Genomic DNA, 24,463 nt, shown 5'->3' on the forward strand with positions numbered 1-24,463 from the left:
CAATGAAAATCGGACCCATATGACCGGCCGGTCATCATTTTGTTCGCGCACTCCGCTCATACCCTCAGGACCAACCCTTAACTTGATTACGGATGGAGGCGAGACGCTCTGACGGGGGCCTGCGGAAGCGTTCAGACAAGAATGTTCAACAAAGAGGTAGCGTCGCTAAAAGTTGTACGATAACGTATCTCCAAGGCTGAGGCCCTACTTCATCTCCTCTAAGTTTCACAGGATGCTCGAACAATGAACCCACAAGAACTGAAGGCCATCCTCTCTTCTGGTTTGCTGTCCTTCCCAGTCACTGATTTTGACCAGCAGGGCGACTTCAGCCGTGCCGGCTACATCAAGCGACTGGAATGGCTGGCACCTTATGGCGCAACAGCGCTGTTCGCCGCGGGCGGAACGGGCGAGTTTTTCTCGCTGACCCCGCAGGAATATCCAGACATCATCAAGACTGCGGTCGATACCTGTGCCGGTCAGGTGCCGATTCTCGCAGGCGTGGGCGGTCCGACGCGCCAGGCCATTGCCTACGCCCAGGAAGCCGAACGCCTCGGTGCCAAGGGCCTGTTGCTGCTACCGCACTACCTCACCGAAGCGAGCCAGGAAGGCGTCGCACAGCACGTTGAACAAGTGTGCAAGTCAGTCAATATCGGCGTCGTGGTCTATAACCGCAATGTATGCCGGCTGACCGCGCCGCTGCTGGAGCAACTGGCCGAGCGCTGCCCGAACCTCATCGGTTACAAAGACGGCCTCGGCGACATTGAACTCATGGTTTCCATCCGCCGTCGTCTGGGTGACCGCCTCACTTACTTGGGAGGTCTGCCGACGGCAGAGGTCTACGCCGCTGCCTACAAAGCGCTTGGCGTACCGGTTTATTCATCCGCCGTTTTCAACTTCGTACCAAAGCTGGCCATGGATTTCTATGGCGCCATTGCTCGTGACGACCATGAAACCGTCGGCAAGCTGATCGATGACTTCTTTCTGCCGTACCTCGAGATCCGCAACCGTTGCAAAGGGTACGCGGTCAGCATCGTCAAGGCTGGCGCAAAGATCGCCGGTTACGACGCGGGCCCCGTCCGTGCACCCCTGACCGATCTGCGCCCGGATGAGTACCAGGCTCTTGCGGCGCTCATCGAGAAGCAGGGCGCCCAGTAACCCGCACGTCAAACCTATCACTCGCCCCAACCGCCGCTAACGATGCCCTTATTGATACAAGCATTGCGGCGGATCTTACAAAGGAGAGCGTTACGTGGCAGACGCAAAGCGTTATGACAACTACATCGATGGCCAATGGGTAGCCGGCAAGCATTACCAGGCCAACATCAATCCATCTGATCTGTCGGATGTCATCGGCGAATACGCCCAGGCAGACGCATCGCAGGTCGAAGCGGCCGTTGCCGCCGCACGCGAGGCCTTTCCGGCGTGGTCCACATCCGGTATCCAGGCGCGTGCCGATGCCTTGGAAAAAGTCGGGCTGGAAATCCTCGCCCGCCGCGAAGAGCTGGGCAATCTGCTGGCTCGTGAAGAAGGCAAGACCCTTCCTGAAGCCATCGGGGAAGTCACGCGCGCCGGTAACATTTTCAAGTACTTCGCTGGTGAATGCCTGCGTCAGGCTGGAGAAACACTGCAGTCGGTTCGTCCGGGTGTCAGCGTGGAAGTCACACGTGAACCTTTGGGCGTAATCGGTCTGATCACCCCCTGGAACTTCCCGATTGCCATTCCTGCGTGGAAGATTGCCCCGGCCCTTGCCTACGGCAACTGCGTGGTGATCAAGCCCGCCGATCTGGTTCCCGGTTGCGCCTGGGCCATTGCTGAAATCATCTCCCGCTCCGGCTTTCCGGCCGGCGTGTTCAACCTGGTGATGGGCAAGGGTCGTGAAGTGGGCGAAGCCATCGTCAACGACAAGCGCGTCGACGGTGTCAGCTTCACCGGTTCTGTGGGTGTCGGTCGCGGCATTGCTGCAACCTGCGTCGGTCGTCAGGCCAAGGTTCAGCTGGAAATGGGCGGCAAGAACCCGCAAATCATTCTGGATGATGCCGATCTCACAACGGCTGTAGAACTCTCGGCTCAAAGCGCGTTTTATTCCACCGGCCAGCGCTGCACGGCTTCCAGCCGAATCATCGTGACCGAAGGTATCTACGACCGATTTGTCGAGGCCATGATCGAGCGCATCAAGAAGATCAAGGTCGGATCGGCACTGGAGCAGGGCGTTGATGTCGGCCCAGTGGTTTCCCAGGCCCAGCTGGACCAGGACCTGAAATACATCGAAATCGGCAAGCAAGAGGGTGCACGCCTGGCCTGCGGTGGTGAACGCGTGAGCTGCGGTACCGAGGGCTACTACCTGGCGCCAACCCTGTTCGTCGACGGCACGCCTGACATGCGTATCAGCCGTGAAGAGATCTTTGGGCCGGTCGCCAACGTGGTGAAGGTCAAGGACTATGACGAAGCGCTGGCGATGGCCAACGACACCGAGTTCGGCCTGTCTGCGGGCATCTGCACCACTTCGTTGAAGTACGCCAATCACTTCAAGCGTCATTCGCAAGCTGGAATGGTGATGGTCAACCTGCCAACCGCGGGCGTGGACTATCACGTGCCCTTCGGTGGTCGCAAAAGCTCATCTTATGGCCCACGCGAGCAGGGCCGTTACGCCCAGGAGTTCTACACCACGGTGAAGACCACCTACATCGGCTGATCAGCCGAGCCGCTTCACGGCGCGCAACTGTCCGAGTCGCTCAGCGGCTCGGCGGTTCGCGCCAGCGGTAAACAGATTGCTGCACCGCAACGCGGACCATAAGAACAAAAGAGAGACGCATATGAACGATTCTGTGAATAAAGGTGCTCCGGTCATCACTGAGCTTCGTGTGGTGCCGGTAGCAGGACAAGACAGCATGCTGCTCAATTTGAGTGGCGCTCATGGTCCGTACTTCACCCGCAACATCCTCATTCTGAAGGACAGCGCCGGCAACACAGGTGTCGGCGAAGTCCCCGGTGGCGAGGCGATCCGCAAGACGCTGGACGACGCTCGCGCCATTCTGCTCGGCCAATCTGTAGGCAATTTCAACGGCTTGCTCAACCAGGCGCGCAAGGCATTCGCCGACCGTGACGTCGCAGGCCGCGGGTTGCAAACCTTCGACCTGCGTATCGCTATTCACGCGATCACTGCAATCGAGTCGGCACTGCTCGATCTGCTCGGGCAGCACCTGAACGTGCCGGTTGCCGCGCTGCTCGGTGACGGACAGCAGCGCGACGAAGTCGAGATGCTCGGCTATCTGTTCTTCATCGCCGATCGCAACAAGACCGACCTCGGCTACCGTGACGAGTCCGACGCCCGTGATAATTGGTTCCGCGTGCGCAACGAAGAAGCACTGACTCCCGAAACGATTGTTCGCCAAGCCGAAGCGGCCTACGAGCGTTACGGCTTCAAGGATTTCAAACTCAAGGGCGGTGTGCTGCCGGGGCGCGAAGAGGTCAAGGCGATCCGCGCGCTGGCTGAACGCTTCCCTGATGCCCGCATCACCCTGGACCCCAATGGCGCCTGGTCGCTGGCCGAGGCCATTGATCTATGCAAGGACTTGCACGGCGTGCTGGCCTATGCCGAAGACCCCTGCGGAGCTGAGAATGGCTACTCCGGCCGAGAGGTGATGGCCGAGTTCCGCCGCGCCACCGGGTTGCCGACCGCAACCAACATGATCGCGACCGATTGGCGGCAGATGGGTCATACCGTTCAACTGCAGTCAGTCGACATCCCTCTGGCCGATCCGCATTTCTGGACCATGAGTGGCTCGGTGCGCGTTGCGCAGATGTGCAACGACTGGGGCCTGACCTGGGGCTCACATTCCAACAACCACTTCGATATCTCTCTGGCGATGTTCACCCACGTGGCCGCCGCCGCGCCGGGCAAAATCACCGCGATCGATACCCATTGGATCTGGCAGGACGGCCAGTTCCTGACACGCGAGCCGCTGCAAATCGTTGGGGGCAAGGTAGCTGTTCCGGCCAAAGCGGGCCTGGGCATCGAGCTGGACGAAGATGCGCTGCAGAAAGCCCACGAGCTGTACCTGGCTAAAGGCCTGGGCGCGCGCGACGATGCCATCGCCATGCAGTATCTGATTCCGGAGTGGACGTTCAACAACAAGAAACCGTGCATGGTGCGTTGACGTACGCAGCTTCCGGTCGAGACCGCCCCTACGATGCGCCGCATACCGTGAGAGCGGTCTCGACCGCGAATCTTCAAAACCAGATACATCAGACCGGATTATCACCCAACAACAACAAACCGGCCTGACCGGAGAGCTATATGAACGAAACCGTGGAACTGATTCAGCATCAAGATTCGCCGCGTTACATCCGCCTCAACGATGCAGACAACGTGGCTGTGGTGGTCAACGATGGTGGCGTGCCGATCGGTGCCCGGTTTGAAGACGGGCTGGTCACCGTCGAGCCGGTGCCGCAAAGCCACAAGGTTGCGCTGGTGGATATCTCCGTCGACCAGCCTGTGCGCCGTTACGGTCAAATTATCGGGTACGCGCTCGAGCCCATTGCGCGGGGCTCCTGGGTCAAGGAAACGCAGCTGCGCATGCCCTCTGCGCCACCCCTCGACAGCCTGCCAATGGCCGACGCCGTACCGCAGCGGCTCGAACCGCTCGAAGGCTTTACGTTTGAAGGCTACCGCAACGCCGACGGCACGGTCGGTACGCGCAACGTGCTCGGTATTACCACGACCGTTCAATGCGTGACCGGCGTACTGGATCATGCAGTGACGCGCATCCGTAGGGAGCTCCTGCCCAAGTACCCGAACGTAGACGATGTGGTAGCGCTGACGCACAGCTACGGCTGCGGCGTGGCGATCAACGCCAAGGACGCCTACATCCCGATCCGCACGGTCCGCAATCTGGCTCGCAACCCCAACCTCGGTGGCGAAGCGCTGGTCATCAGCCTGGGCTGCGAAAAGCTGCAGGCCGAGCAGGTCATGCACGAGGGCGACGCATCGGTCGATCTCAGCGAACCCTGGCTGTACCGCTTGCAGGAATCCAATACCGGCTTCGGCGAAATGATCGAACAGATCATGGCGCTTGCCGAGGCTCGCCTGCAAAAGCTCAACCGCCGTCAGCGCGAGACGGTGCCTGCCTCGGAGCTGGTACTCGGGATGCAATGCGGCGGCAGCGATGCTTTCTCGGGCATCACTGCAAATCCGGCGCTGGGTTATGCATCGGATTTGCTGATCCGCGCAGGCGCCACGGTCATGTTCTCCGAAGTCACCGAAGTGCGCGATGCGATCTACATGCTCACGTCTCGCGCTGAGACCCCGGAGATCGCCGAAGCGCTTGTCCGTGAAATGGACTGGTACGATCAATATCTGGAACGCGGTGCAGCCGATCGCAGCGCCAACACCACGCCTGGTAACAAGAAGGGCGGGTTGTCCAACATTGTCGAGAAGTCACTTGGCTCCATCGTCAAATCAGGCAGCAGCGCAATCAATGGCGTCCTTGGCCCGGGCGAGCGCTTCACCAGCAAAGGCCTGATCTATTGCGCGACCCCGGCGAGCGATTTCGTCTGCGGCACCTTGCAGTTGGCGGCCGGTATGAACCTGCACGTGTTCACCACCGGGCGGGGGACTCCCTACGGACTGGCGATGGCGCCGGTGGTAAAGGTTTCGACCCGTACCGAACTGGCCGAGCGCTGGCCTGATCTGATCGATGTGGATGCCGGCCGTATCGCCACCGGCCGTTCCAGCATCGAGGAACTGGGCTGGGAGCTATTCCACTACTACCTGGACGTTGCTAGCGGTCGCAAGAAAACGTGGGCCGAGCAGCACCGTATCCACAACGACATTACGCTGTTCAATCCGGCTCCGATTACCTGAATCCAGCAACGTCAGCGCATCCAAGCGGTGCGCCGTTTCCGTAATCCGCTCAGGAATAACGACATGACTACGCTGCCGGACGACTTTATCCGCGAGATCGAGAGCGTTGTTGGCGCCGCCGGCATGGTCTGCGATGCCGATCGGATGCAAAGCTACCTGAGCGACTGGCGCCACGCCTACCAGGGCAAAGCAGCGCTTGTCGTACGGCCCGCCAGCACTGAACAGGTCGCTGCGGTGATACGGCTGTGCAACAGATACGAGGTGGCAGTGGTTCCGCAGGGTGGCAATACCGGCTTGTGTGGCGGATCGATTCCTGACGCGAGCGGTACGCAGGTCGTGATGTCCATGACGCGCATGAGTCAAATTCGCGACATCGATGCGGCGAACGAGACCATTACGGTCGAAGCGGGTGTAATTCTGCAGCAGGTCCAAGAGGCCGCTGCCGAAGCGGGACGGCTGTTTCCATTGTCCTTGGGCGCCGAAGGCAGCTGCACCGTCGGCGGAAACCTCGCCACAAACGCAGGCGGCACCGCCGTGCTGCGCTACGGCAACATGCGCGACCTAACGCTGGGCCTGGAAGTCGTATTGCCGGACGGACAGATCTGGAATGGTTTGCGCGGGCTCCGTAAGGACAATACCGGCTACGATCTGAAGCACCTATTCATCGGCTCGGAGGGCACACTCGGAATTATCACTGCGGCCGTGCTAAAGCTCTATCCAGCGGTGCGCAGCATGACGACCGCTTGGGTGGCACTGCCCAGCGCGGCTGCGGCGGTCCAGCTGATAGGCCTGGTGCGTGGCCTGTGCGGCGACCGGCTTACAGGGTTCGAATTGATGTCCCGGCAAAGCGTCGAATTCGTACTGCGTCACGTCGCCGGCTGCACCGACCCCTTTGCCGAAGCTCACCGCTGGTACGTGCTGATCGAGCTTAGCGACACCCAACCCGACGCGCCGCTCAATGCGCTGCTCGAAGTCGCGATAGGCGAAGCCCTGGAGAGCGGCCTGGTGACCGATGCAGTATTGGCTAACAGCGAAGCGCAGGTAGCAGCGTTGTGGGCGATACGCGAAGGTATTTCCGAAGCGCAGAACCATGAAGGTCCAAGTCTCAAGCACGATATCAGCGTGCCGGTGAGCTGCATTCCGGTGTTCATCCAGTCGACGGATCAGCGCCTGCTCGAGCAATTTCCTGGCGTGCGTATCGTCGCCTACGGTCATGTTGGCGATGGAAACCTGCATTACAACATCAGCAAGCCAGTCGGGTCTGACGATGCGGCGTTCAAAGCGCAGCAAGAGGCGATCATGCATGTCATCTACGAGGCGACTGCACACTTGCAGGGCAGTATCAGCGCGGAGCACGGCATAGGACAGGCCAAGCGCGCCGCTGCCAGGCTCTATAAGGACCCTCTGGAACTCGACCTGATGCGTGCGATCAAGGCAACGCTTGATCCCAAAGGCCTGATGAACCCCGGCAAGGTCCTGTGATCAATCCGCTTACCGCTTTTCACCATTGGAGGTAAATCCGTGACCTGCATACTCCAGATCGGCCCTCTGACTGAACGTTTTAACCGCAGCCTGACAGCGGAACATGAGGTGCTGCGTTTCTGGGAAGAGAGCGCTGACGCGTTAATCGATCAGCACGCCCAGCGCATCGATGTCGTGGTGACATCCGGTCGTTTCGGCTGCACGGCAGGGCTGATCGAACGATTGCCCAACCTGCGCGCGATCATCAGTTTTGGTGTCGGCTATGACGCCATTGACGTGGCAGCAGCGCACGCACGGAACATTCAGGTAAGCAACACGCCCGACGTGCTCAATGACTGTGTGGCGGATCTGGCGTTCGGGTTGATCATCGACACTGCGAGGCAGATGTCGCGTGCTGACCGTTTCGTGCGGGCGGGCGAGTGGCCCTCCGGCGGCTTGCCGTTGGCGATGCAAGTCAGTGGCAAGCGGCTGGGCATCGTTGGCCTCGGCCGTATCGGTGAAACGGTCGCCAAGCGGTCGACGGGCTTCGACATGCAGGTGCGCTACCACAACCGCCGACCCGTTGAGGGCAGCGCCTACGGTTATGAAGCCAATCTCGTCGAGTTGGCCCAGTGGAGCGATTTTCTGGTTCTGACCTGTCCTGGCGGCGACAGCACGCGCAACCTGATCAATCGAGAGGTGCTCGATGCGCTTGGGGCAAAGGGTATCCTGATCAACGTTGCCCGCGGCTCGGTCGTGGACGAGCCGGCTTTGGTTGAAGCACTGTCTGAAGGGCGTCTGGGGGGCGCTGGTCTCGATGTGTACGCCCATGAGCCCAAGGTCCCGAAGGCTCTTATCGATATGCCAAATGTCGTCCTGCTGCCGCACATCGGTAGCGCCACCGAGGAAACCCGGCTGGCAATGGAAGAACTGCTGTTCGCTAATCTGCGTGTGTTTCTCGAACGTGGTGAGGTGCTGACGGCTGTCTGAGCGGACACACCCGTGCGCTTCAGACAACGGGCGGCTTCGGTCGCCGAAGGCCCTGGTCATGAGCCTCGGTCAGACTATTAAAGAGCGTCACCTTTTGGCGCCTGGTACCGCGAGCCACAAGCCCGCAGGTGCAAGGCGCCATATCGATTAAAGACCGCGACCGATACGGCTTCCTCAGGAGGACTTGCATGCCTGACCTAAACCCAGATCTGACGGAGGTCGAACTCCAGCACGGCTCGCTTCGATTATCGGTGTGCCCAGCGTTGGGCGGTGCGATGACCCAACTGACCGTCGACGGCATAGATCTGCTGCGCCCTTGGGATGGTTCCGACAGCGTGCGGCGTACCAGCTGTTTTGTCCTGGCCCCTTTTTCCAATCGAGTCGGCGAGGCTGCATTCGAGCATGACGGCCAGCATTACCCGTTGCGCAGACTTTCCGCAGAACACCCCTTGCCGATTCACGGCGTTGCGTGGAAGCGTGCGTGGTCCATTACCGAGCGGAACCCCGCCCGCCTATGCCTGAGGTTCGCGCATCAGCCGGAAGGGGATAGCGTGTTGGATTGGCCGTTCGCGTTCGAGGTGGAACACAGCATCACGCTGGACGATGATGGTGTCGCATTGCAACTGACGCTGCGCAATAACGACAGCCGATCGATGCCGGCCGGGCTCGGCTGGCATCCATATTTCCTGCGGCGTGAGGCGTGTCGGCTGCGGTTCGAAGCGCAAGGCGTCTGGCACAACGACGCTCATGACCTGCCCGCCAAACAGACATCAATCCCCGCAGAATGGGATTTCTCGACTGAAAGACCGCTGCAGCAACCTGACCTGGATAATTGCTTTGCAGGGCGCACCGAGCCCATAACCATCCGGTGGCCGAACGAAGGCGTTGAGCTGACGATGCATCCCAGCGAGACACTCGATCACCTGGTCGTGTTCACGCCGGCAGCAGAGATGGGTTTCTTTGCAGTCGAGCCTGTTTCACATGCCAACAACGCGCTTTGCATGGATGATCCGGCCGCGCACGGCGTTCATACGCTGGCCCCTGGTGAGACCATGCAGGTCGATTGCTCATTCAAGATAGTGCGCACCTGATCCGCCCGGCACGGGACTCACTCTTCCATACCGTGGGCCCAATTGCTCAGGGGCTCCTCGATGGCTCGTGGTACGCAAAAAAAAGCCCGTCACAAGGACGGGCGAAAGTTTCCGCAACAGGAGCGAGGAGTGTTGCGTCCAGCGTGGTGGTGACCGCTTAGAGGATCGAGATCGGATAATTGATGATCAGGCGATTCTCGTCGAACTCGTTACGGCTGAACGAGCTGTCACGACGCATGCTGGAGTTACGCCACTTGATGTTCAGGTTCTTCAGTGCACCGCTCTGTACGGTATAGGCCAGTTCCGACTCGCGGCCCCATTCCTCGCCGTCATCGCCGCTTGCGGTGCGGATGTTGTCACCGCTGATGTAACGGTTCATCAGGACCAGACCTGGAATACCGACGCCTGCGAAGTTGTAGTCATGGCGAATCTGCCAGGAACGCTCCTCTGCCGCATCATAGGCAGAGTTGAAGCTGTCGTTGGCCAGCGACGCACCGCTGGTTCCGTTGACACGCATCCACTGATCGCCGCTGACTTTCTGCAGACCGACATAAAAGGTGTTGGCACCGGCTTGCAGGCCGAACAGACCTGAGTAGGTCTTGTTGTCCAGATCGCCGGCCAGTGCGCTGCCTTCATCCTTACCGGTGAAGTAGCCAAGGTTTGCGGTAAGCGCCAGGTCTTCGGTCAACGGCTGTACGTGCAGCAATTGAACGTAGCTTTGCTGGTAGATATCTTCCAGGCGGGCATGCCACAGGCCGACCTTGGTCGATTCATTGAAGGTGTATTCACCGCCAGCAAAGTTGAAGCGATCCGAGCTGGCACCACCGAAGACCATGTCCTCCATGCTGGCGTCATCACGCGTACTGTTCTGGCGCATCTGGCCACCAAACAACGACAGGTTGTCGAACTCTCTCGACGAGATCATGCCGCCTTGGAATGTCTGCGGCAGCGAGCGACCGTCATCAGCGCGCAGCACCGGCACTACAACCTGCCACTCACCAATACGCAGCTCGGTTTCCGATACCTTTGCCTTGGCGGCAACGGCGATCCGACCGAAGTCATCCGCAGGGTGGCGATCAGCACCAGTGCCGTTGGTTGGCAACAGACCGGTTCCGTAGGTACCGCCGCCGCCGTCGAGCTTGACTGCCAGACCGGCCAGCACATCGACACCAAAGCCGATCGGGCCTGGGGTGTAGCCGGACTGGGCGTTGAGAATGAAGCTCTGGGTCCATTCCTCGGCCTTGTTCTGGCCGCCGTTATAGGCCGGATCGACGAAGTTGCGGTTGATATAGAAATTGCGCGCGTTCAGGGCGACTTTGCTGCCTTCGACAAAACCATCCGCGGCGTGAGCGACGACAGGAATGCCAAGCGCCAGCGAAAGAGTGCCCGCGAATACCGCGGCAGACAGGGGGTTGCGTGGGGTCATTGTTGTTGTGCTCCCTTTTTTGAGTAATCCGCCACGCACGGACATAGCCTAAAGCGAAGCGGGGTGTAGCGCGGCCGAAGTATGGCGCTGTCGTAAGAAAGATCTGTTATCTGTTGTCTGACGACTATCGGATTATGGCTGCCGATGAGGCCTTGTCAATTCATTTGTAAAGAATTGTTAGGGTGTTAGACCTTGGTATAGTGTCCTGATAAATCGAGCACCTGGCTCTAATGGAACGAGGCGCTGTAGGAACTAGCCAAGGCGCCGGTCACTTTTGGAGATCAGATGACTTGTTCGGTCATATCTTGATTAGCTAGACAGGTCCCACCACGTAGGAAGGAGTCGTTTGATCTGTGGTTGACCGAAACGGTCATCGATCAGATGCACCACACCGGCATCTTCCGTGGTGCGGATCACGCGACCGGCCGCCTGCACGACCTTCTGCAAGCCTGGGTAGAGGTAGGTGTAGTCATAACCGGCGCCAAACAGGCGATGCATGCGCGCTTTCAGTTGCTCGTTGACCGGATTGATCTGAGGTAGGCCTAGCGTAGCGATGAACGCACCGATCAAGCGATCACCAGGCAGATCGATCCCCTCGGAGAACGCGCCGCCAAGCACAGCGAAACCAATGCCGCTGCTGGTCTCGGTAAAGCGCTCCAGAAATGCATTGCGCGCGGTCTCGTGCATGCTTCGCGTCTGCTCCCAACAAGGCAAACCGGGATGCTGAGCGCGAAGCAGGGCGGTGACCTGCTGTAGATAGTCGAAGCTGCTGAAGAACGCCAGGTAGTTGCCGGGACGCTTTCGGTATTGCGCTGCCAGCAGATCGACAATGGCCTGTAGCGAGGCGTAACGGTCGCGATAACGAGTAGAGATGTGCCGTGCAAAGTGAACTTCGAGCTGCTCGGCCCTGAAGGGAGACTCCACATCGATCCAGACATGCTTGTGCGGCACACCCAACGTGTTCGCATAGAAGCGCTGCGGGGCCAGCGTAGCCGAAAACAGGACACAGGAGCGCGCCTCAAGAATACGCGGCGCGAGAAAGGGCGCCGGCAATACGTTGCGTATGCACAGAACCGAAGCGCGGCCGCCGCCTTCTCGTACCGGGAGGAGTGTGCAGTCGAACAGCGAGTGCTCGCCGAACAGCTCCCCCAGCCGGCAGAAGTGCATGGCATCGAAGTAGGCTGCCTGTAACGCTGGATCGAGCCCTGCGGGGTTTTCGCCGATGTAGTCAGTGATGGCGCTGACGGCTTGTTGCAGCGCATTGGTGAGCTTGTAAGGAAGGTCCGGAATAACCTGATAGTCCTCGGTCTGCGTTCGCTGTAGGTCGTTCCAGCAACGCAGTACGCGCTCAATCGGTTTCTTGATTAACGACGGAGAAGTCTTCCGTAACCCTCTGAATTTCCCGATATCCAGCTCAGCGCTGTACATGCTCCTGCTGCGTTCAAGGAGGTTATGCGCCTCGTCCACCAGGACCCCAACGCGCCATTGGTTGACTAGTGTCAGGCTGAAAAGCAGCGCATTCAGGTCGAAGTAATAGTTGTAGTCACCTACCACTACATCGGCCCAGCGCGCCAGCTCCTGACTCAGGTAATAGGGGCATACCTGATGTGCCTGTGCGACCTCTCGTACATTCGTCTGGTCGAGAAAATGTTTTGAAATCGCCTCTGCGCGAGCTGCCGTCACTCGGTCATAGAACCCGCGCGCGAGCGGGCAGGATTCGCCGTGGCAGGCTTTGTCCGGATGCTCGCATGCTTTGTCACGGGCGATCAGTTCCAGTACCCGCAAGGGCGCCGATTCCCGGCTCAGCGCTTCCAACGCATCCAGCGCGAGTCGCCGGCCAGAGGTTTTCGCTGTGAGAAAGAACAACTTGTCTATCTGCTGGCCAGGAAATGCCTTCAACTGCGGGAACAACGTCGCGAGGGTTTTTCCGATACCGGTCGGCGCCTGCGCCATGAGATGGGTACCGGTGCAAGCGGCTTTGTATACCGCTTCGGCGAGCTGCCGTTGGCCGTTGCGAAACTCACCGAAGGGGAACGTCATAGTCCTAAGCGCCTGGTCACGCTCGGCCCTATGGGCCAACTCTTGCTCTGCCCAGGCGATGAATCGCTGGCATTGAACTTCGTAAAAAGACCTAAGCTCCTCAGCCAGGAACGGCTCTACCAGCAGCGTTTCCTTTTGACTGACCACATCGAAATACACCAGCGCTACGTTCAGCGACTGCAGCTGACGCGTTTCGCAAAGCAACCAACCGTAGACCTTGGCCTGTGCCCAGTGGAGATGACGATGGTTGGCTGGCTGACGTGTCAGGTCGCCCCGGTAGGTCTTGATCTCTTCCAGTTGGTTCTTTGCCGGGTCGTAGCCATCTGCACGGCCGCGCACGCTGAGCGAGTGGTAGCTTCCCTCTAGGCTGACTTCACGTTCATAGCCTTCTCCGCGACGGGCCGTGACAGTGGTATGGCCGGCGATCCCTTCCAGCGCGGTCGGCGAGGGGGTAAAGCGCAGATCAAGATCGCCCTGTTTAGCGGTGAACTCACACATTGCGCGAACGGCAACCCGGTAGCTCAAGGCGAGGCCTCGTCCCACTGCACGTAACACACCGCGATTGGCACACTATTGCGCAGCGCAAAGTCGATCCAGCGCTTCTGATTGTCCTGCAGACGGTCGCCTGGCCCTTTCACTTCGATCAGCCGATAGCGCTGTTCATGGGGAACGAATTGAACGAGGTCCGGCAGGCCGCTGCGATGGTTGGGTACGTCCAGCAGGATGCGTTGGAAGAATGCCCGCAAATGTTCGGCTGGAATGCAGTTGAGCGCCAGATCCAGCAGGCTTTCGTCGAACAGACCCCAGCTGACGAACTGAGACTGCAAGCCGAATTTTCGCTGGTAGACGCTCCGTATGCAGTCGCGGTATTCCTCCGTCCCGAGCTTGTTCAGGCATTGACTGAACAGCTCAGCGCGGCGGCTATGAAAGTCGGGACGCGCAAGGTCTGCCGGCCCCGCATGAAATGGATGAAAGAACGCGCCGGGGAGGGGTGCAAAAATCGCGTCCCAACAGAGCAAACCGAGCAGCGAGTTGATCAGCGCATTTTCAACGTAGTAAACAGGCGCATCGCTACGGCTCAAGTGTTCCCTCACCGCATGCTCGACGCTCATTGCGTCCGGCCGAGGAAGGATCAGGTCGATTCGCTCCGGATCGGCAATAGCCTTCTTCCGCGTTGCTGCTTCACCGAGGGTTCGCCGCAAACGTGGAAGGATGCGCTGTAACTGCTGGGCTTCATGCTCGCTCTCAGGGGCGGCCTCAGCCTCGGCGGCCAGATGCAGTGCTGCTTCGGGCTGATCGTGCCGTTCCAGCACCCGTATCGCCCGCTCCCGGGCACCGGGGTAAGCGTTAGCGGCGTGCAGCTTTAGCGCCAGCGACCAGTCGCCCTCACGCTCGCATTGCCTGCCAAGGCTCAGCAGCAGTTTGCCCCGGCGATTTTCCAGCCATTCGTTTGTATAAGGAACCGTGGGAACGTCGGGCAGGATCGTTTCGATCAGCTCGCCCGCTTCGAAGCGTTCACGGCAGCGGTGCAGATGCAGATAGGCATCGACATCGGCACGTTCGTGAAAGGCTCTGGAAGCAGGGGAGAATGCGACCTGCTCGTAGCGAAAGATGCCGAGATCGGCCAGCACGAACTCTGACCAGTCCTGATGGATATTGCCGAAGAACATCAGACGCAGCCGATCACACAGATCGCTGATAACCAGCCCAAACGCCGCATCATCGAGCCCATCACACCAACTTGCAAATCGCTTGGGCTCGATGTGCTCGGCCTGCATGGCCCGGAGAAAATCGGCCTTGCGTTGGCTGGCAACTTGGCTGGCAACATGGCCAAAGACCCCGAGCAGTTCGTCCTTTTTCAGCAACCCGAACAACTGAACAATATCCAGTATCGGATTGGCTTCGATCCAGCCGCGCTCGATCAACGCAGCCGCTGCCTCGATGGGGCAGCCGATCTCGGCGTAGCGCAGCTTGCTGGCACGAAACAGCATGCCCTTACGCATCACCATGCGTACCAAAAGCGCCTGAGAGGCCTGCGGGATCAGCTGAAACTGATCGACAAACCCACGCTCATAATCGTCCAGCAGATCGCCGTGCCGCTCACCGATCCAGGCGAGCACCTGCCGAAAATTGTCGAGGTAATAGAAGGGGTTTTCCAGGGACTGGCGCATCGAACGTCCGGTTCGGTCTAACTGGGCGCTGCGGCCCATAGGGCTGGGTATTTATACAGTTGTCGAGGCGTTTGGCAACGGCTGGACGATCAATGGTGCGGATCAGAACGGCGTGTAGCGAGACGGGAGTGCGCAGCGCTCATCCCTCTCACAGTTGGGAGGCTTGAGCGTGCTGATTATCAGACCGTGCGGGAGAAACGACCGCGCTGCTCGCCGCCCAGATAGGCATCGAATGCCATGGCGACGTTGCGCATCATCAGATGCCCCTGGGGGAGCAGGACCACGGCGTCCTCAGCGACATCAACCAGCCCGTCGGCGATGTGTTCGTCCAGCTTGGCCAGCGAGTCGGCAAAGTACGCGCGGAAGTCTATGCCGTAGCGCTGCTGGATCTCTGAAAAGTCGATGCGACCGTGACACATCAGCGAGATGATCACATCGCGCCTCAGGCGGTCATCCTCGCTCAGTTTGTAGCCGCGGTGTACCGGCAGCATGCCTTCGTTGAGCCGTGCGTAGTATTGCGACAGCTCCTTCACGTTCTGGCTGTAACTGTTACCGACCTTACCGATGGACGAGATACCCAGCCCAATCAGGTCGCAATCGGCGTGAGTCGAGTAGCCCTGGAAATTGCGCTGTAGCGTACCGTTGGCGCGAGCGCGGGTCAGCTCATCGTTCGGTAGAGAAAAGTGATCCATGCCGATATAGACGTATCCCGCATCGGTCAGGCGCCTGATGGTCAGCTCCAGCAGCTCCAGCTTGCGCTCGGGTGGTGGCATGTCTTCAGGGCGGATCAGCTTCTGGGCCCGGACCAGTTCCGGCAGATGTGCATAACTGTAGGCCGCGATGCGATCCGGACGGATGTCGATGATCTTGTCCAATGTGACGCTGAAGCTCTCGACGGTTTGTAGCGGCAGGCCATAGATCAGGTCGACGCTGATCGACTTGAATCGGGCGTCACGGGCTGCCTGGACCAACGCTCGGGTCTGTTCTTCGGTCTGGATGCGGTTGACCGCGATTTGCACTTGCTCATCAAAATCCTGGACGCCAAAGCTCAAGCGATTGAAGCCAAGCCCGCGCAGCTCGTGGATCTGCGCCGGAGTGACGGTACGCGGATCGACCTCAAGCGAAAATTCGTGATTATCGCTGTCGTCCATGTTGAACGCGTCATGCAGCGCAGCCATCAGCTCAGCCAGCTGGTCGCTGGTGAAATAGGTCGGTGTTCCCCCCCCGAGATGGAGCTGAGTCAGCTTGCGCGAGCGATCAAAAAGCTCGGCCTGCATCTTGATCTCGCGTTTGAGGTAGTCCAGGTATTCAGCGGCGCGATCAGTCTTATGGGTGATGATCTTGTTGCATGCGCAGTAGTAGCAGAGGCTTTTGCAGAACGGTATATGGATGTACACCGACAACGGCTTGGGCGTCGGGGCCTCGTTGGTTTCCTTCGCGGCGCTGCAGTAGTCATCAGTAGCGAAGGCCTGATGAAACTGGGGAGCGGTGGGGTAGGAGGTATAACGAGGACCCGGACGGTCATATTTCTCGACCAGGGCGCGGTTAAAGCTCGGCGTTTGGTCCATGTACGGATTCACCTTGAATGAAGGGGTGTTTGGCTGACGGGTATCCTCGACAGCCAGGCGCGAATTATCGCGTTACCGCGCCTGGCTTGGGCCTGTCCCAGATCAAGAACCGGGTCAGGCATAAGTAAAAGGTCGCCATCCGGTCAGCTCTTCAAATAGTGGGCAAGGCTTACGAGCTGTGTCCTCGGAAGGCCACCTATATCAGCCGGAACTGCCCAACCAGACGATTCAGCTCAGCCGCCAGCTGCACCAGGTCCTCACTGATAAGCGCAGTCTGAGAAGCATCTGCCAGCGTGGTGTCGGCAATGGTGCTGATGGTCGTGATGTTGCGGTTGATTTCCTCAGCGACCGCACTCTGTTCCTCGGCAGCTGTAGCGATCTGGGTGTTCATCCCATTGATGGTATTCACTTCACCAGCGATCACGGTGAGACTCTGCGCGGTCTTGGCCACGCAATCCGACCCTGAGTGGGCGCGGGCCTGAGCACCTTGCATGGCTTGAACAGCGTTGCGCACGCCGCTCTGCAGCTGTTCGATGGTGTGCTGAATCTCTTCGGTGGATTTCTGAGTGCGCGAAGCGAGCGTGCGTACTTCATCGACGACCACAGCGAAGCCACGCCCCTGTTCCCCGGCCCGCGCTGCCTCGATAGCGGCATTCAACGCAAGGAGGTTGGTCTGCTCGGCGATACCGTTGATGACGTTCAGAACCGTACCGATGCTGACGCTCTCCGTCTCTACCTGCTTGATGACCCGCGCGGCATTTTCGATATCGCGAATCAGCACCTCGATACCATCGAGCGCTTCGGTGGCCAGCGTAACGCCTATACGCGCTTCCTCATCGGCACCGCTTGAGGCCGAAGCGGTCTCGTTCGCATGTCGGGCTACCTCCTGAACGGTTGCACTCATCTCGTTCATGGCCGACGCAACCATGTCTGTTTCGATGCGCTGTTCCCGTACCGCCGTTTGGGTTTTCTCAGCAACACTCGATACCCGACTCGATACGTCACCCAGTTGCTGGGTTACAGCAGCTACGGCTTCCAGACTGTTACGGAACTTGAAGATCATCCGGTTGAAGGCGCTGCCCATTGCGCCGACTTCGTCTTGAGCGTGAATGGCTACTGTCCGGCTGAGGTCCTCATCGGCCGTCATGGCCTCCATCGTATGACGCATGTCGTTGATGCGGCTGATGATCACTCGGCGAATGATGTACCCCATGAGGACCAAGCCAACCAGCAACAGCATCGTCTGAATGATGGCCGACGTCAGGATGTTGCGATGCACTTCGCCGTCCAGTGCAGACAAGTCGTAACTGATACGGACCGCACCCATCACGGCATCCTGCGGGACCTGATGACAGGTCAGACAGTTGGTACCACGGTAGTCCTGCTGGGCACGGATCGGATTGAGCACGGTGAGGACCCGACCGTTCTGGCCATTGCTCACTTCTACGGTGGCTTCGCCGGCAAGGGCACGTTCGTCCAGCTTGTCAGCCGGAGCCTGATGGGCGAAGCCGGGGCCGAACACCTTGGTCACGGCATCGCCGCGCACGATGCGCGCATCGATCACCCCTGGGCGCGCCAGAATCTTGCTACGCAGTACTTCTCGCTGAGCCATGGTGCCGGTCAGCATCATCGTATTGATGCTGTCGAAATAGGAATCGGCGGTGTCCTTGGTCTGCTGCTCGACCACATGAAGAATCAGCTGCTTCTCTGCGCTCCCCGAGTAGAGGAGGGAGGCAACCAGGACCAGGGCGAACACCACCAGCAATGCCAGATTGATCTTTGACTGAACGGATAGATGCCGAGTGAGAGAGGTGCTGTTCATCCTGTTCCTTGAAGGGACCTTAACCACGCTAAAACAAACCAGACACACAAGCGCTGCGAACCGTGGCGCAGCCATCAGGCTCAGCGCTGTGGCCGGGCCAGCTCCTATCGCGACACGCCCTTCGCTCTCGAAGCGGGAACCTCAGCGCATACAGGCATAGTGCTAGAAGTCGAGCCTGCGACATCCTAGTCGCAGTTCCGCAATCGGACGTCACGACCTGCGATGAATGGAAAGCAATCTCGCTTTTTCTTGATCTGGATCAGCTAACACGGCGGGGCAAAACGGGATTGCGACCTTTTCGTACCTCAGCGCATCGGAGCGCCCCGGCTTTCGCGCAGCTCGCTCGTGCTTGCCTGGGGCCGCTTGGATTCTTTTTGCGTCAGGCTATTGGCAATTGTTTCAGGCCGAGCCACGCTATGGCGATTAGCTATGTCAACGGCCGCTGGTCGGGTCGCCCAACATGGCAAATTAGCCCTAACAGCCGTCGAACCCCGTACCGTTTCGGCGGTCGTAGCCTCTAGTCAACCGCTGTCGGCGGGACATGCAGGGTATGACTGCTGACCGATCCAGGCGCAGTGCATCAACTGGAACCTTCCTCTTCAAGGACTCACATGATCAAGAAATGCCTTTTTCCTGCGGCCGGATATGGCACGCGCTTTCTCCCTGCGACCAAGGCCATGCCCAAGGAAATGTTGCCGGTAGTCAACAAACCCCTGATTCAATATGGGGTTGAAGAGGCACTGTCCGCAGGCCTGAACCAGATCTCCATCGTTACCGGTCGCGGCAAGCGCTCTTTGGAAGATCACTTCGATATCAGCTACGAGCTGGAGCATCAGATCCGCAATACGGACAAAGAGAAGTACCTGGTCGGCATCCGCAAGCTGATCGACGAGTGCAGCTTCTCCTATACCCGCCAGGTTGAAATGAAAGGCCTGGGCCACGCGATTCTCAGCGGCCGCCCGCTGATCGGTGACGAACCATTTGCTGTGGTGCTGGCAGACGACCTCTGCATCAACGTCGATGGCGACCCGGTCCTGGCGCAGATGGTCAAGCTTTACAACCAGTTCCGCTGCTCGATCGTCGCGATTCAGGAAGTACCGCCGGAAGAAACCAGTAAGTACGGTGTGATTGCCGGCGAAATGATCCGCGACGACATCTTCCGTGTCAGCCACATGGTCGAGAAGCCAAAGCCGGAAGATGCGCCGTCCAACCTCGCCATCATCGGCCGCTATATCCTGACGCCGGACATCTTCAACCTGATCGAACAGACCGAGCCTGGAAAGGGTGGTGAGATTCAGATCACTGACGCACTGATGCGTCAGGCGCAAGACGGTTGCGTCCTGGCATATAAGTTCAAGGGTCAGCGTTTCGACTGCGGTAGCGCCGAGGGCTACATCGCGGCGACCAACTTCTGCTATGAGAACTTCTACCTGACCGGTAAAGCGTTCTAAGCGAAGTGATCCATCGACAAGGCCACCTCCGGGTGGCCTTGTTTCTTTCAGGGGAGCGGCAAGTCTTCTGCACCCGGACCCAACGGCTGACCGTAGCTGAACTCGACATAATTGCCGGCCGGGTCGCGCACGCCGCAGTAGTAGCCGACAGGATAAGGCTCGTCACGCGGTTCCCATATCAGACAATTCGCCTGACGTGCAGCATCCGCTATCGCATCGACCTCATCCCGGCTGGCCAGCGCAAAACCAAAGTGGCTGTAGTCGTTACTGGCCAGGGCGCGATCCTTACCACCCGGCATGATCACGAAGATGAACTCGCGCTCCTTACCCGGTTCTGCCATCCATACGATGCGAGCCCCCTTGCCGGGTCGCTCGTGGAATACGTGCATGCCGCAAAACCTTTCATAGAAGGCAATGCACGCGTCCAGGTCAGGAACATGCAGGGCAAGATGGGTTAGGGTAGGGCGCATACGGCACTCCTTCGGTGATCAGGTCAAACGCCTGGGTTATGCTGTGCGTTCTACAAGGGAGACAACAGTTCATGGCTTACGACTTCGATCTATTCGTCATCGGCGCGGGTTCCGGTGGCGTCCGTGCCGCCCGTTTTGCCGCAGGGTTTGGCGCCCGCGTGGCGGTAGCCGAAAGCCGTTATCTGGGCGGTACCTGTGTAAACGTAGGATGTGTGCCGAAAAAATTGCTGGTCTACGGCGCGCACTATGCTGATGATATCCACGAAGCGAGCGGCTACGGCTGGACCATAACCGACGCGAAGTTCGACTGGAAATCGCTGATTGCCAACAAGGATCGCGAGATTCAACGCCTTAATGGTATCTACAAGAATCTCCTGATCGACAGCGGCGTAACCTTGATGCAGGCCCATGCGCATGTCGTCGACGCGCATACCATCGAGGTAGAAGGCAAACAGTACAGCGCCGAACATATCCTGATCGCCACGGGCGGCTGGCCATTCATGCCAGAGGTTCCGGGCCGCGAGCATGCAATCACTTCAAACGAAGCCTTCTACCTGGACACGCTGCCTCGTCGTGTACTGGTCGTGGGCGGTGGCTACATCGCCGTCGAATTTGCCTCGATCTTCCACGGTTGCGGTGCGGACACGACGCTCCTGTACCGCGGCGAGCTGTTCCTGCGCGGCTTTGATGGCTCGCTGCGTGATCACCTCAAGGACGAGATGATCAAGAAGGGCGTCGACCTCCAGTTCAATGCCGACATCGCCAGAATCGACAAACAGGCGGACGGAACTCTGCTGGCCACGCTGCAAGATGGTCGGACGCTGGAAGCCGACTGCATTCTTTACGCAACAGGACGCCGGCCCATGCTCGACGGGCTTGGCCTGGAGAACGTCGACGTCGCGCTGGACGAGCGCGGGTTCATCGCCGTCGATGAGCAGTTCCGAACCTCCGTGCCCTCGATTCTCGCCATTGGCGACGTGATTGGCCGCATCCAGCTGACGCCCGTTGCGCTTGCAGAAGGCATGGCCGTCGCTCGTGAATTGTTCAAACCCGAAGAGTACCGCCCGGTTGACTATCACAACATCGCTACAGCCGTATTCAGCCTGCCAAACATGGCGACCGTGGGGCTGACCGAAGAGGAAGCCCGCAAGCTGGGACACAAGGTGGTGTTGTTCGAGAGCCGCTTCCGGCCAATGAAACAGACGATGACCGACAGCCTCGAGCGGAGCCTGATGAAGCTCGTGGTCGACGCCGAGACCGACGTGGTGCTCGGTTGCCACATGGCCGGCCCCGAAGCGGGAGAAATCATCCAGGGGCTGGCCGTTGCGTTGAAAGCGGGCGCGACCAAACGGATATTCGACGACACGGTTGGCATTCATCCAACAGCCGCCGAAGAGTTTGTCACCATGCGCACGCCAACCGGCATCTGACGAACTAGTCAGTAGGAGGAGGGGGCCGCTGTTTAGCGGCCCCCCTCACTGATGAGCTAATCACTCAGTGCTGCATGTGTTCGTGACCACCCGACTCCGGCGCTTGGTCCTCGATTTTCACCTCGACCGTCACCTCACCGGCGTGCTCGAACTTCAAGGTGAGCGGAAACTGCTCGCCAGCCACAAGCGGTTCGCTCAGCTCGAAGAGCATGACGTGGTTGCCACCGGGTTTGAATTCCACCTTGCCGTTCGCCGGCACCTCAATCGAGTCGATCTGCTTCATGCGCATCAACTCGCCTTCATGCACATGAGTGTGCAGCTCAGCCTTTTTCGCACGTGGCGTATGCACGGCCAATAGTCGATCGGTCTGGTCGCCTGGATTTTGCAGCGTGAAGTAGACCGCGCCCGTCGGTGCGGTCGGCGGCATCGCTCGCGACCAGACCTGGGCAACGCTGAGGGAAGGGGCCTTGGAACGATGTGAGTGGTCGTTATCCGCGGCCTGTGCAGACAGGCACGCCGCGCCAAGAACGACGGTGGTTAGCAGGCGAAGCAGCATAGAGGTCTCCGTTAGGGCTGTTCGCCGCACCATATCAAGTTAGCGCCTACCAGGGATAACGGAACTGCAACTATCCGTTGTTTCTGTTTGAATGAAGCCTGAAACTTTCGATGGGAGACGCATCATTTCATGGAACGCAGTCGATGGAGTCACAGGTTGCTGGCTGGGGGAAACGAACCCGATCCGCGTTTCACCCTTGCCAATGAAAGAACCTTTCTCGCCTGGATCCGAACGTCGCTGGCGTTGCTGGCGGGAGGCGTTGCGGTCGAGGCTTTTGCCAGCCAGGTGTTTCCGCTGGAAATACGCAAATTGCTCTCGGTCTCGTTGTTAGTGCTGGCGATGTTCATCAGTTTGACTGCGTGTATTCGATGGCTGACGATTGAACGAGCGATGCGCCACAAGAGCCCGTTGCCGTTCCCTTTGCTGATTCCTGTTCTGTCCATCGGTGGCGCTCTGGTTACACTCGTATTGATAGCCTTTATAGCGCTACGTGGCTGAGGCCGATGCACAGATCCTTTCGCAGGCGCCTTGAGCCCAAAACGCCGCCGTTACCGCTGCATGAAGACCCTGGTCTGCAACCCGAGCGAACCTCGCTGGCGTGGGGGCGCACCTTACTGACCATGATCACCGTCAGCGCGCTGTTCCTGCGGTGGATACCGTTTCATGGTGCCTTCGTTGCGGTACTGGTAGCGCTATCCTTAGCCACCGCGCTAGGTATCTGGAGCACTCAACGGCGCCGCTATACGCGTAGCTCAAGCGGCGTGAAAAGCGGGCTGATTCAGGCTGACGTGGTGTCAGTTATCTGGATAGCCACAACCGTATTCGCGCTCGGTGGTCTTGGGCTCTACACCGTTATTTTTCTGCCCATTACCAGTTAGGCAGTATTCCTTTGACAGAGGCATCGATGACCACCGCTAATCAGCAATTCGCTAGCGATAACTACTCAGGCATTTGCCCCGAAGCCTGGGAGGCCATGGCCAGGGCTAACCAGGGCCACGACAGGGCCTATGGCGACGACCAGTGGACGGCACGCGCAGCCGATCACTTTCGCCAGTTGTTCGAAACAGACTGCGAGGTCTTTTTTGCCTTCAATGGCACCGCTGCAAATTCACTGGCACTGTCGTCCTTGTGTCAGAGCTATCACAGCGTTATTTGTGGCGATATCGCGCACATCGAAACCGACGAATGCGGCGCTCCGGAGTTCTTTTCTAATGGGTCCAAACTGCTCGTAGCTCGTACTGAACAAGGCAAGCTGACACCTGAAGCGATCCGCGAGATTGCACTGAAGCGCAAGGACATCCATTACCCCAAGCCACGTGTAGTCAGTCTGACCCAAGCCACCGAAATCGGTACCGTGTACCAGCCGGACGAACTCCGCGCCATCAGCGAGACCTGCAAGGAGCTCGAGCTGCATTTGCATATGGACGGAGCGCGCTTCGCCAACGCGTGCGCGCACCTGGGCCTGTCACCAGCGGAACTGAGCTGGAAAACCGGCGTTGACGTGCTCTGTTTCGGTGGAACCAAAAACGGTATGGCTGTCGGGGAGGCCATCCTGTTCTTCAATCGCGCACTTGCCGAAGATTTCGAATATCGCTGCAAGCAGGCTGGGCAGCTGGCGTCGAAGATGCGGTTTCTGTCTGCGCCATGGGTAGGCCTGCTGGAAAACGGCGCGTGGATGAGATATGCAGAACACGCTAACAGCTGCGCCCGTTTACTCGCGGAGCTGATCAGTGATGTGCCTGGCGTAGAGCTGATGTTCCCGGTGCAGGCCAATGGCGTCTTCGTGAGCATCCCGCCATTGGCGCTCGAGGCACTGAGAAGCCGTGGTTGGATGTTCTATACGTTTATCGGCGTCGGCGGAGCGCGTTTCATGTGCTCATGGGACACCAGCGAAGCGCGGGTGCGCCAGTTAGCCGATGACATACGCAGCGTCGTTTCCGAGAACGCCTGAAGGACGCAAGCGCCGCGGTATCGCTAAAAAAGGCGGTAGCGCGGCGAGGGCTAGGTTTCAGCGGGGAGCACAGGTTAAGTCAGCTGCAACCACATCACCCAATATCTTATTTAACATAATATAGATTATGCGAACTGTACTATCTAAACGTCAGGAGCGTAAGCGTACTCTGG

At 59.0% G+C, this 24,463-nt stretch carries 19 protein-coding genes; 12 read left to right on the forward strand and 7 right to left on the reverse strand.

Annotated elements, in window-relative coordinates:
• The first annotated feature begins 243 nt into the window (after window positions 1–243).
• From kdgD to JQR87_RS09940, 7 genes are all read left to right on the forward strand, one after another.
• A complete protein-coding gene (gene kdgD, locus JQR87_RS09910; protein WP_407297611.1) occupies window positions 244–1,155 on the forward strand; it encodes a 5-dehydro-4-deoxyglucarate dehydratase in 912 nt (303 codons plus the stop codon).
• A 94-nt stretch (window positions 1,156–1,249) separates the two neighbouring features.
• Complete coding sequence (locus JQR87_RS09915; RefSeq protein WP_407297610.1) at window positions 1,250–2,692, forward strand: aldehyde dehydrogenase family protein; 1,443 nt, start codon at window positions 1,250–1,252, stop codon at window positions 2,690–2,692.
• A gap of 121 nt (window positions 2,693–2,813) precedes the next feature.
• Entirely contained in the window at window positions 2,814–4,157 is a 1,344-nt protein-coding gene (gene gudD / locus JQR87_RS09920) for a glucarate dehydratase (protein ID WP_407297608.1), read from the forward strand.
• A gap of 152 nt (window positions 4,158–4,309) precedes the next feature.
• Complete coding sequence (gene garD / locus JQR87_RS09925) at window positions 4,310–5,863, forward strand: galactarate dehydratase (protein ID WP_407297761.1); 1,554 nt, start codon at window positions 4,310–4,312, stop codon at window positions 5,861–5,863.
• A 63-nt stretch (window positions 5,864–5,926) separates the two neighbouring features.
• Window positions 5,927–7,345: an FAD-binding oxidoreductase gene (locus tag JQR87_RS09930; RefSeq protein WP_407297606.1), complete on the forward strand. Its 1,419-nt coding sequence runs from the start codon at window positions 5,927–5,929 to the stop codon at window positions 7,343–7,345.
• A 39-nt stretch (window positions 7,346–7,384) separates the two neighbouring features.
• Entirely contained in the window at window positions 7,385–8,314 is a 930-nt protein-coding gene (locus JQR87_RS09935; protein WP_407297604.1) for a 2-hydroxyacid dehydrogenase, read from the forward strand.
• A gap of 188 nt (window positions 8,315–8,502) precedes the next feature.
• Entirely contained in the window at window positions 8,503–9,405 is a 903-nt protein-coding gene (locus JQR87_RS09940; RefSeq protein ID WP_407297602.1) for an aldose 1-epimerase, read from the forward strand.
• A 157-nt stretch (window positions 9,406–9,562) separates the two neighbouring features.
• Here the strand turns inward: JQR87_RS09940 and JQR87_RS09945 are convergent, their stop codons facing one another.
• The 5 genes from JQR87_RS09945 to JQR87_RS09965 all read right to left on the reverse strand — a co-directional run bounded on the left by JQR87_RS09945 (window position 9,563) and on the right by JQR87_RS09965 (window position 18,432).
• The gene (locus JQR87_RS09945) at window positions 9,563–10,831 is read right to left on the reverse strand and encodes an OprD family porin (protein ID WP_407297600.1); all 1,269 of its coding nucleotides are present in this window, start codon (window positions 10,829–10,831) and stop codon (window positions 9,563–9,565) included.
• Between the two features lie 309 nt (window positions 10,832–11,140).
• Window positions 11,141–13,396: an ATP-dependent DNA helicase gene (locus tag JQR87_RS09950; RefSeq protein WP_407297599.1), complete on the reverse strand. Its 2,256-nt coding sequence runs from the start codon at window positions 13,394–13,396 to the stop codon at window positions 11,141–11,143.
• Entirely contained in the window at window positions 13,393–15,042 is a 1,650-nt protein-coding gene (locus tag JQR87_RS09955; protein WP_407297597.1) for a VRR-NUC domain-containing protein, read from the reverse strand. Before JQR87_RS09955 ends, JQR87_RS09950 begins: the two co-directional genes overlap by 4 nt.
• A gap of 179 nt (window positions 15,043–15,221) precedes the next feature.
• Window positions 15,222–16,610 (reverse strand): oxygen-independent coproporphyrinogen III oxidase, encoded by a 1,389-nt coding sequence (hemN, locus tag JQR87_RS09960; RefSeq protein WP_407297595.1) that lies wholly within the window; start codon window positions 16,608–16,610, stop codon window positions 15,222–15,224.
• Between the two features lie 196 nt (window positions 16,611–16,806).
• Window positions 16,807–18,432 (reverse strand): methyl-accepting chemotaxis protein, encoded by a 1,626-nt coding sequence (locus tag JQR87_RS09965; protein WP_407297593.1) that lies wholly within the window; start codon window positions 18,430–18,432, stop codon window positions 16,807–16,809.
• A 611-nt stretch (window positions 18,433–19,043) separates the two neighbouring features.
• On the opposite strand from JQR87_RS09965, the gene galU reads away from it, so the two are divergent.
• Window positions 19,044–19,883 (forward strand): UTP--glucose-1-phosphate uridylyltransferase GalU, encoded by an 840-nt coding sequence (gene galU, locus JQR87_RS09970; protein WP_407297591.1) that lies wholly within the window; start codon window positions 19,044–19,046, stop codon window positions 19,881–19,883.
• Window positions 19,884–19,930: 47 nt separating this feature from the next.
• Here galU and JQR87_RS09975 read toward each other — a convergent pair whose 3' ends face one another.
• Window positions 19,931–20,353 (reverse strand): VOC family protein, encoded by a 423-nt coding sequence (locus tag JQR87_RS09975; RefSeq protein WP_407297589.1) that lies wholly within the window; start codon window positions 20,351–20,353, stop codon window positions 19,931–19,933.
• Between the two features lie 71 nt (window positions 20,354–20,424).
• On the opposite strand from JQR87_RS09975, the gene gorA reads away from it, so the two are divergent.
• Complete coding sequence (gene gorA, locus JQR87_RS09980) at window positions 20,425–21,783, forward strand: glutathione-disulfide reductase (RefSeq protein WP_407297587.1); 1,359 nt, start codon at window positions 20,425–20,427, stop codon at window positions 21,781–21,783.
• A gap of 64 nt (window positions 21,784–21,847) precedes the next feature.
• Here the strand turns inward: gorA and JQR87_RS09985 are convergent, their stop codons facing one another.
• Window positions 21,848–22,339, reverse strand: coding sequence for a copper chaperone PCu(A)C (locus JQR87_RS09985; protein WP_407297585.1), 492 nt, complete (start codon window positions 22,337–22,339; stop codon window positions 21,848–21,850).
• A gap of 129 nt (window positions 22,340–22,468) precedes the next feature.
• Here JQR87_RS09985 and JQR87_RS09990 point away from each other — a divergent pair, with 129 nt between their 5' ends.
• From JQR87_RS09990 to JQR87_RS10000, 3 genes are read left to right on the forward strand one after another with little or no spacing between them, the layout of a single operon-like run.
• Window positions 22,469–22,837 (forward strand): YidH family protein, encoded by a 369-nt coding sequence (locus JQR87_RS09990; protein WP_407297583.1) that lies wholly within the window; start codon window positions 22,469–22,471, stop codon window positions 22,835–22,837.
• Between the two features lie 5 nt (window positions 22,838–22,842).
• On the forward strand, window positions 22,843–23,217 hold the full coding sequence (locus JQR87_RS09995) for a DUF202 domain-containing protein (RefSeq protein WP_407297581.1): 375 nt from the start codon (window positions 22,843–22,845) through the stop codon (window positions 23,215–23,217).
• Between the two features lie 26 nt (window positions 23,218–23,243).
• The gene (locus JQR87_RS10000; protein ID WP_407297579.1) at window positions 23,244–24,290 is read left to right on the forward strand and encodes a threonine aldolase family protein; all 1,047 of its coding nucleotides are present in this window, start codon (window positions 23,244–23,246) and stop codon (window positions 24,288–24,290) included.
• Window positions 24,291–24,463: the final 173 nt, after the last annotated feature.

It is taken from the genome of Stutzerimonas stutzeri (genome assembly GCF_051028275.1).
In the GTDB taxonomy this organism is placed as follows: Bacteria; Pseudomonadota; Gammaproteobacteria; order Pseudomonadales; family Pseudomonadaceae; genus Stutzerimonas; species Stutzerimonas stutzeri_AS.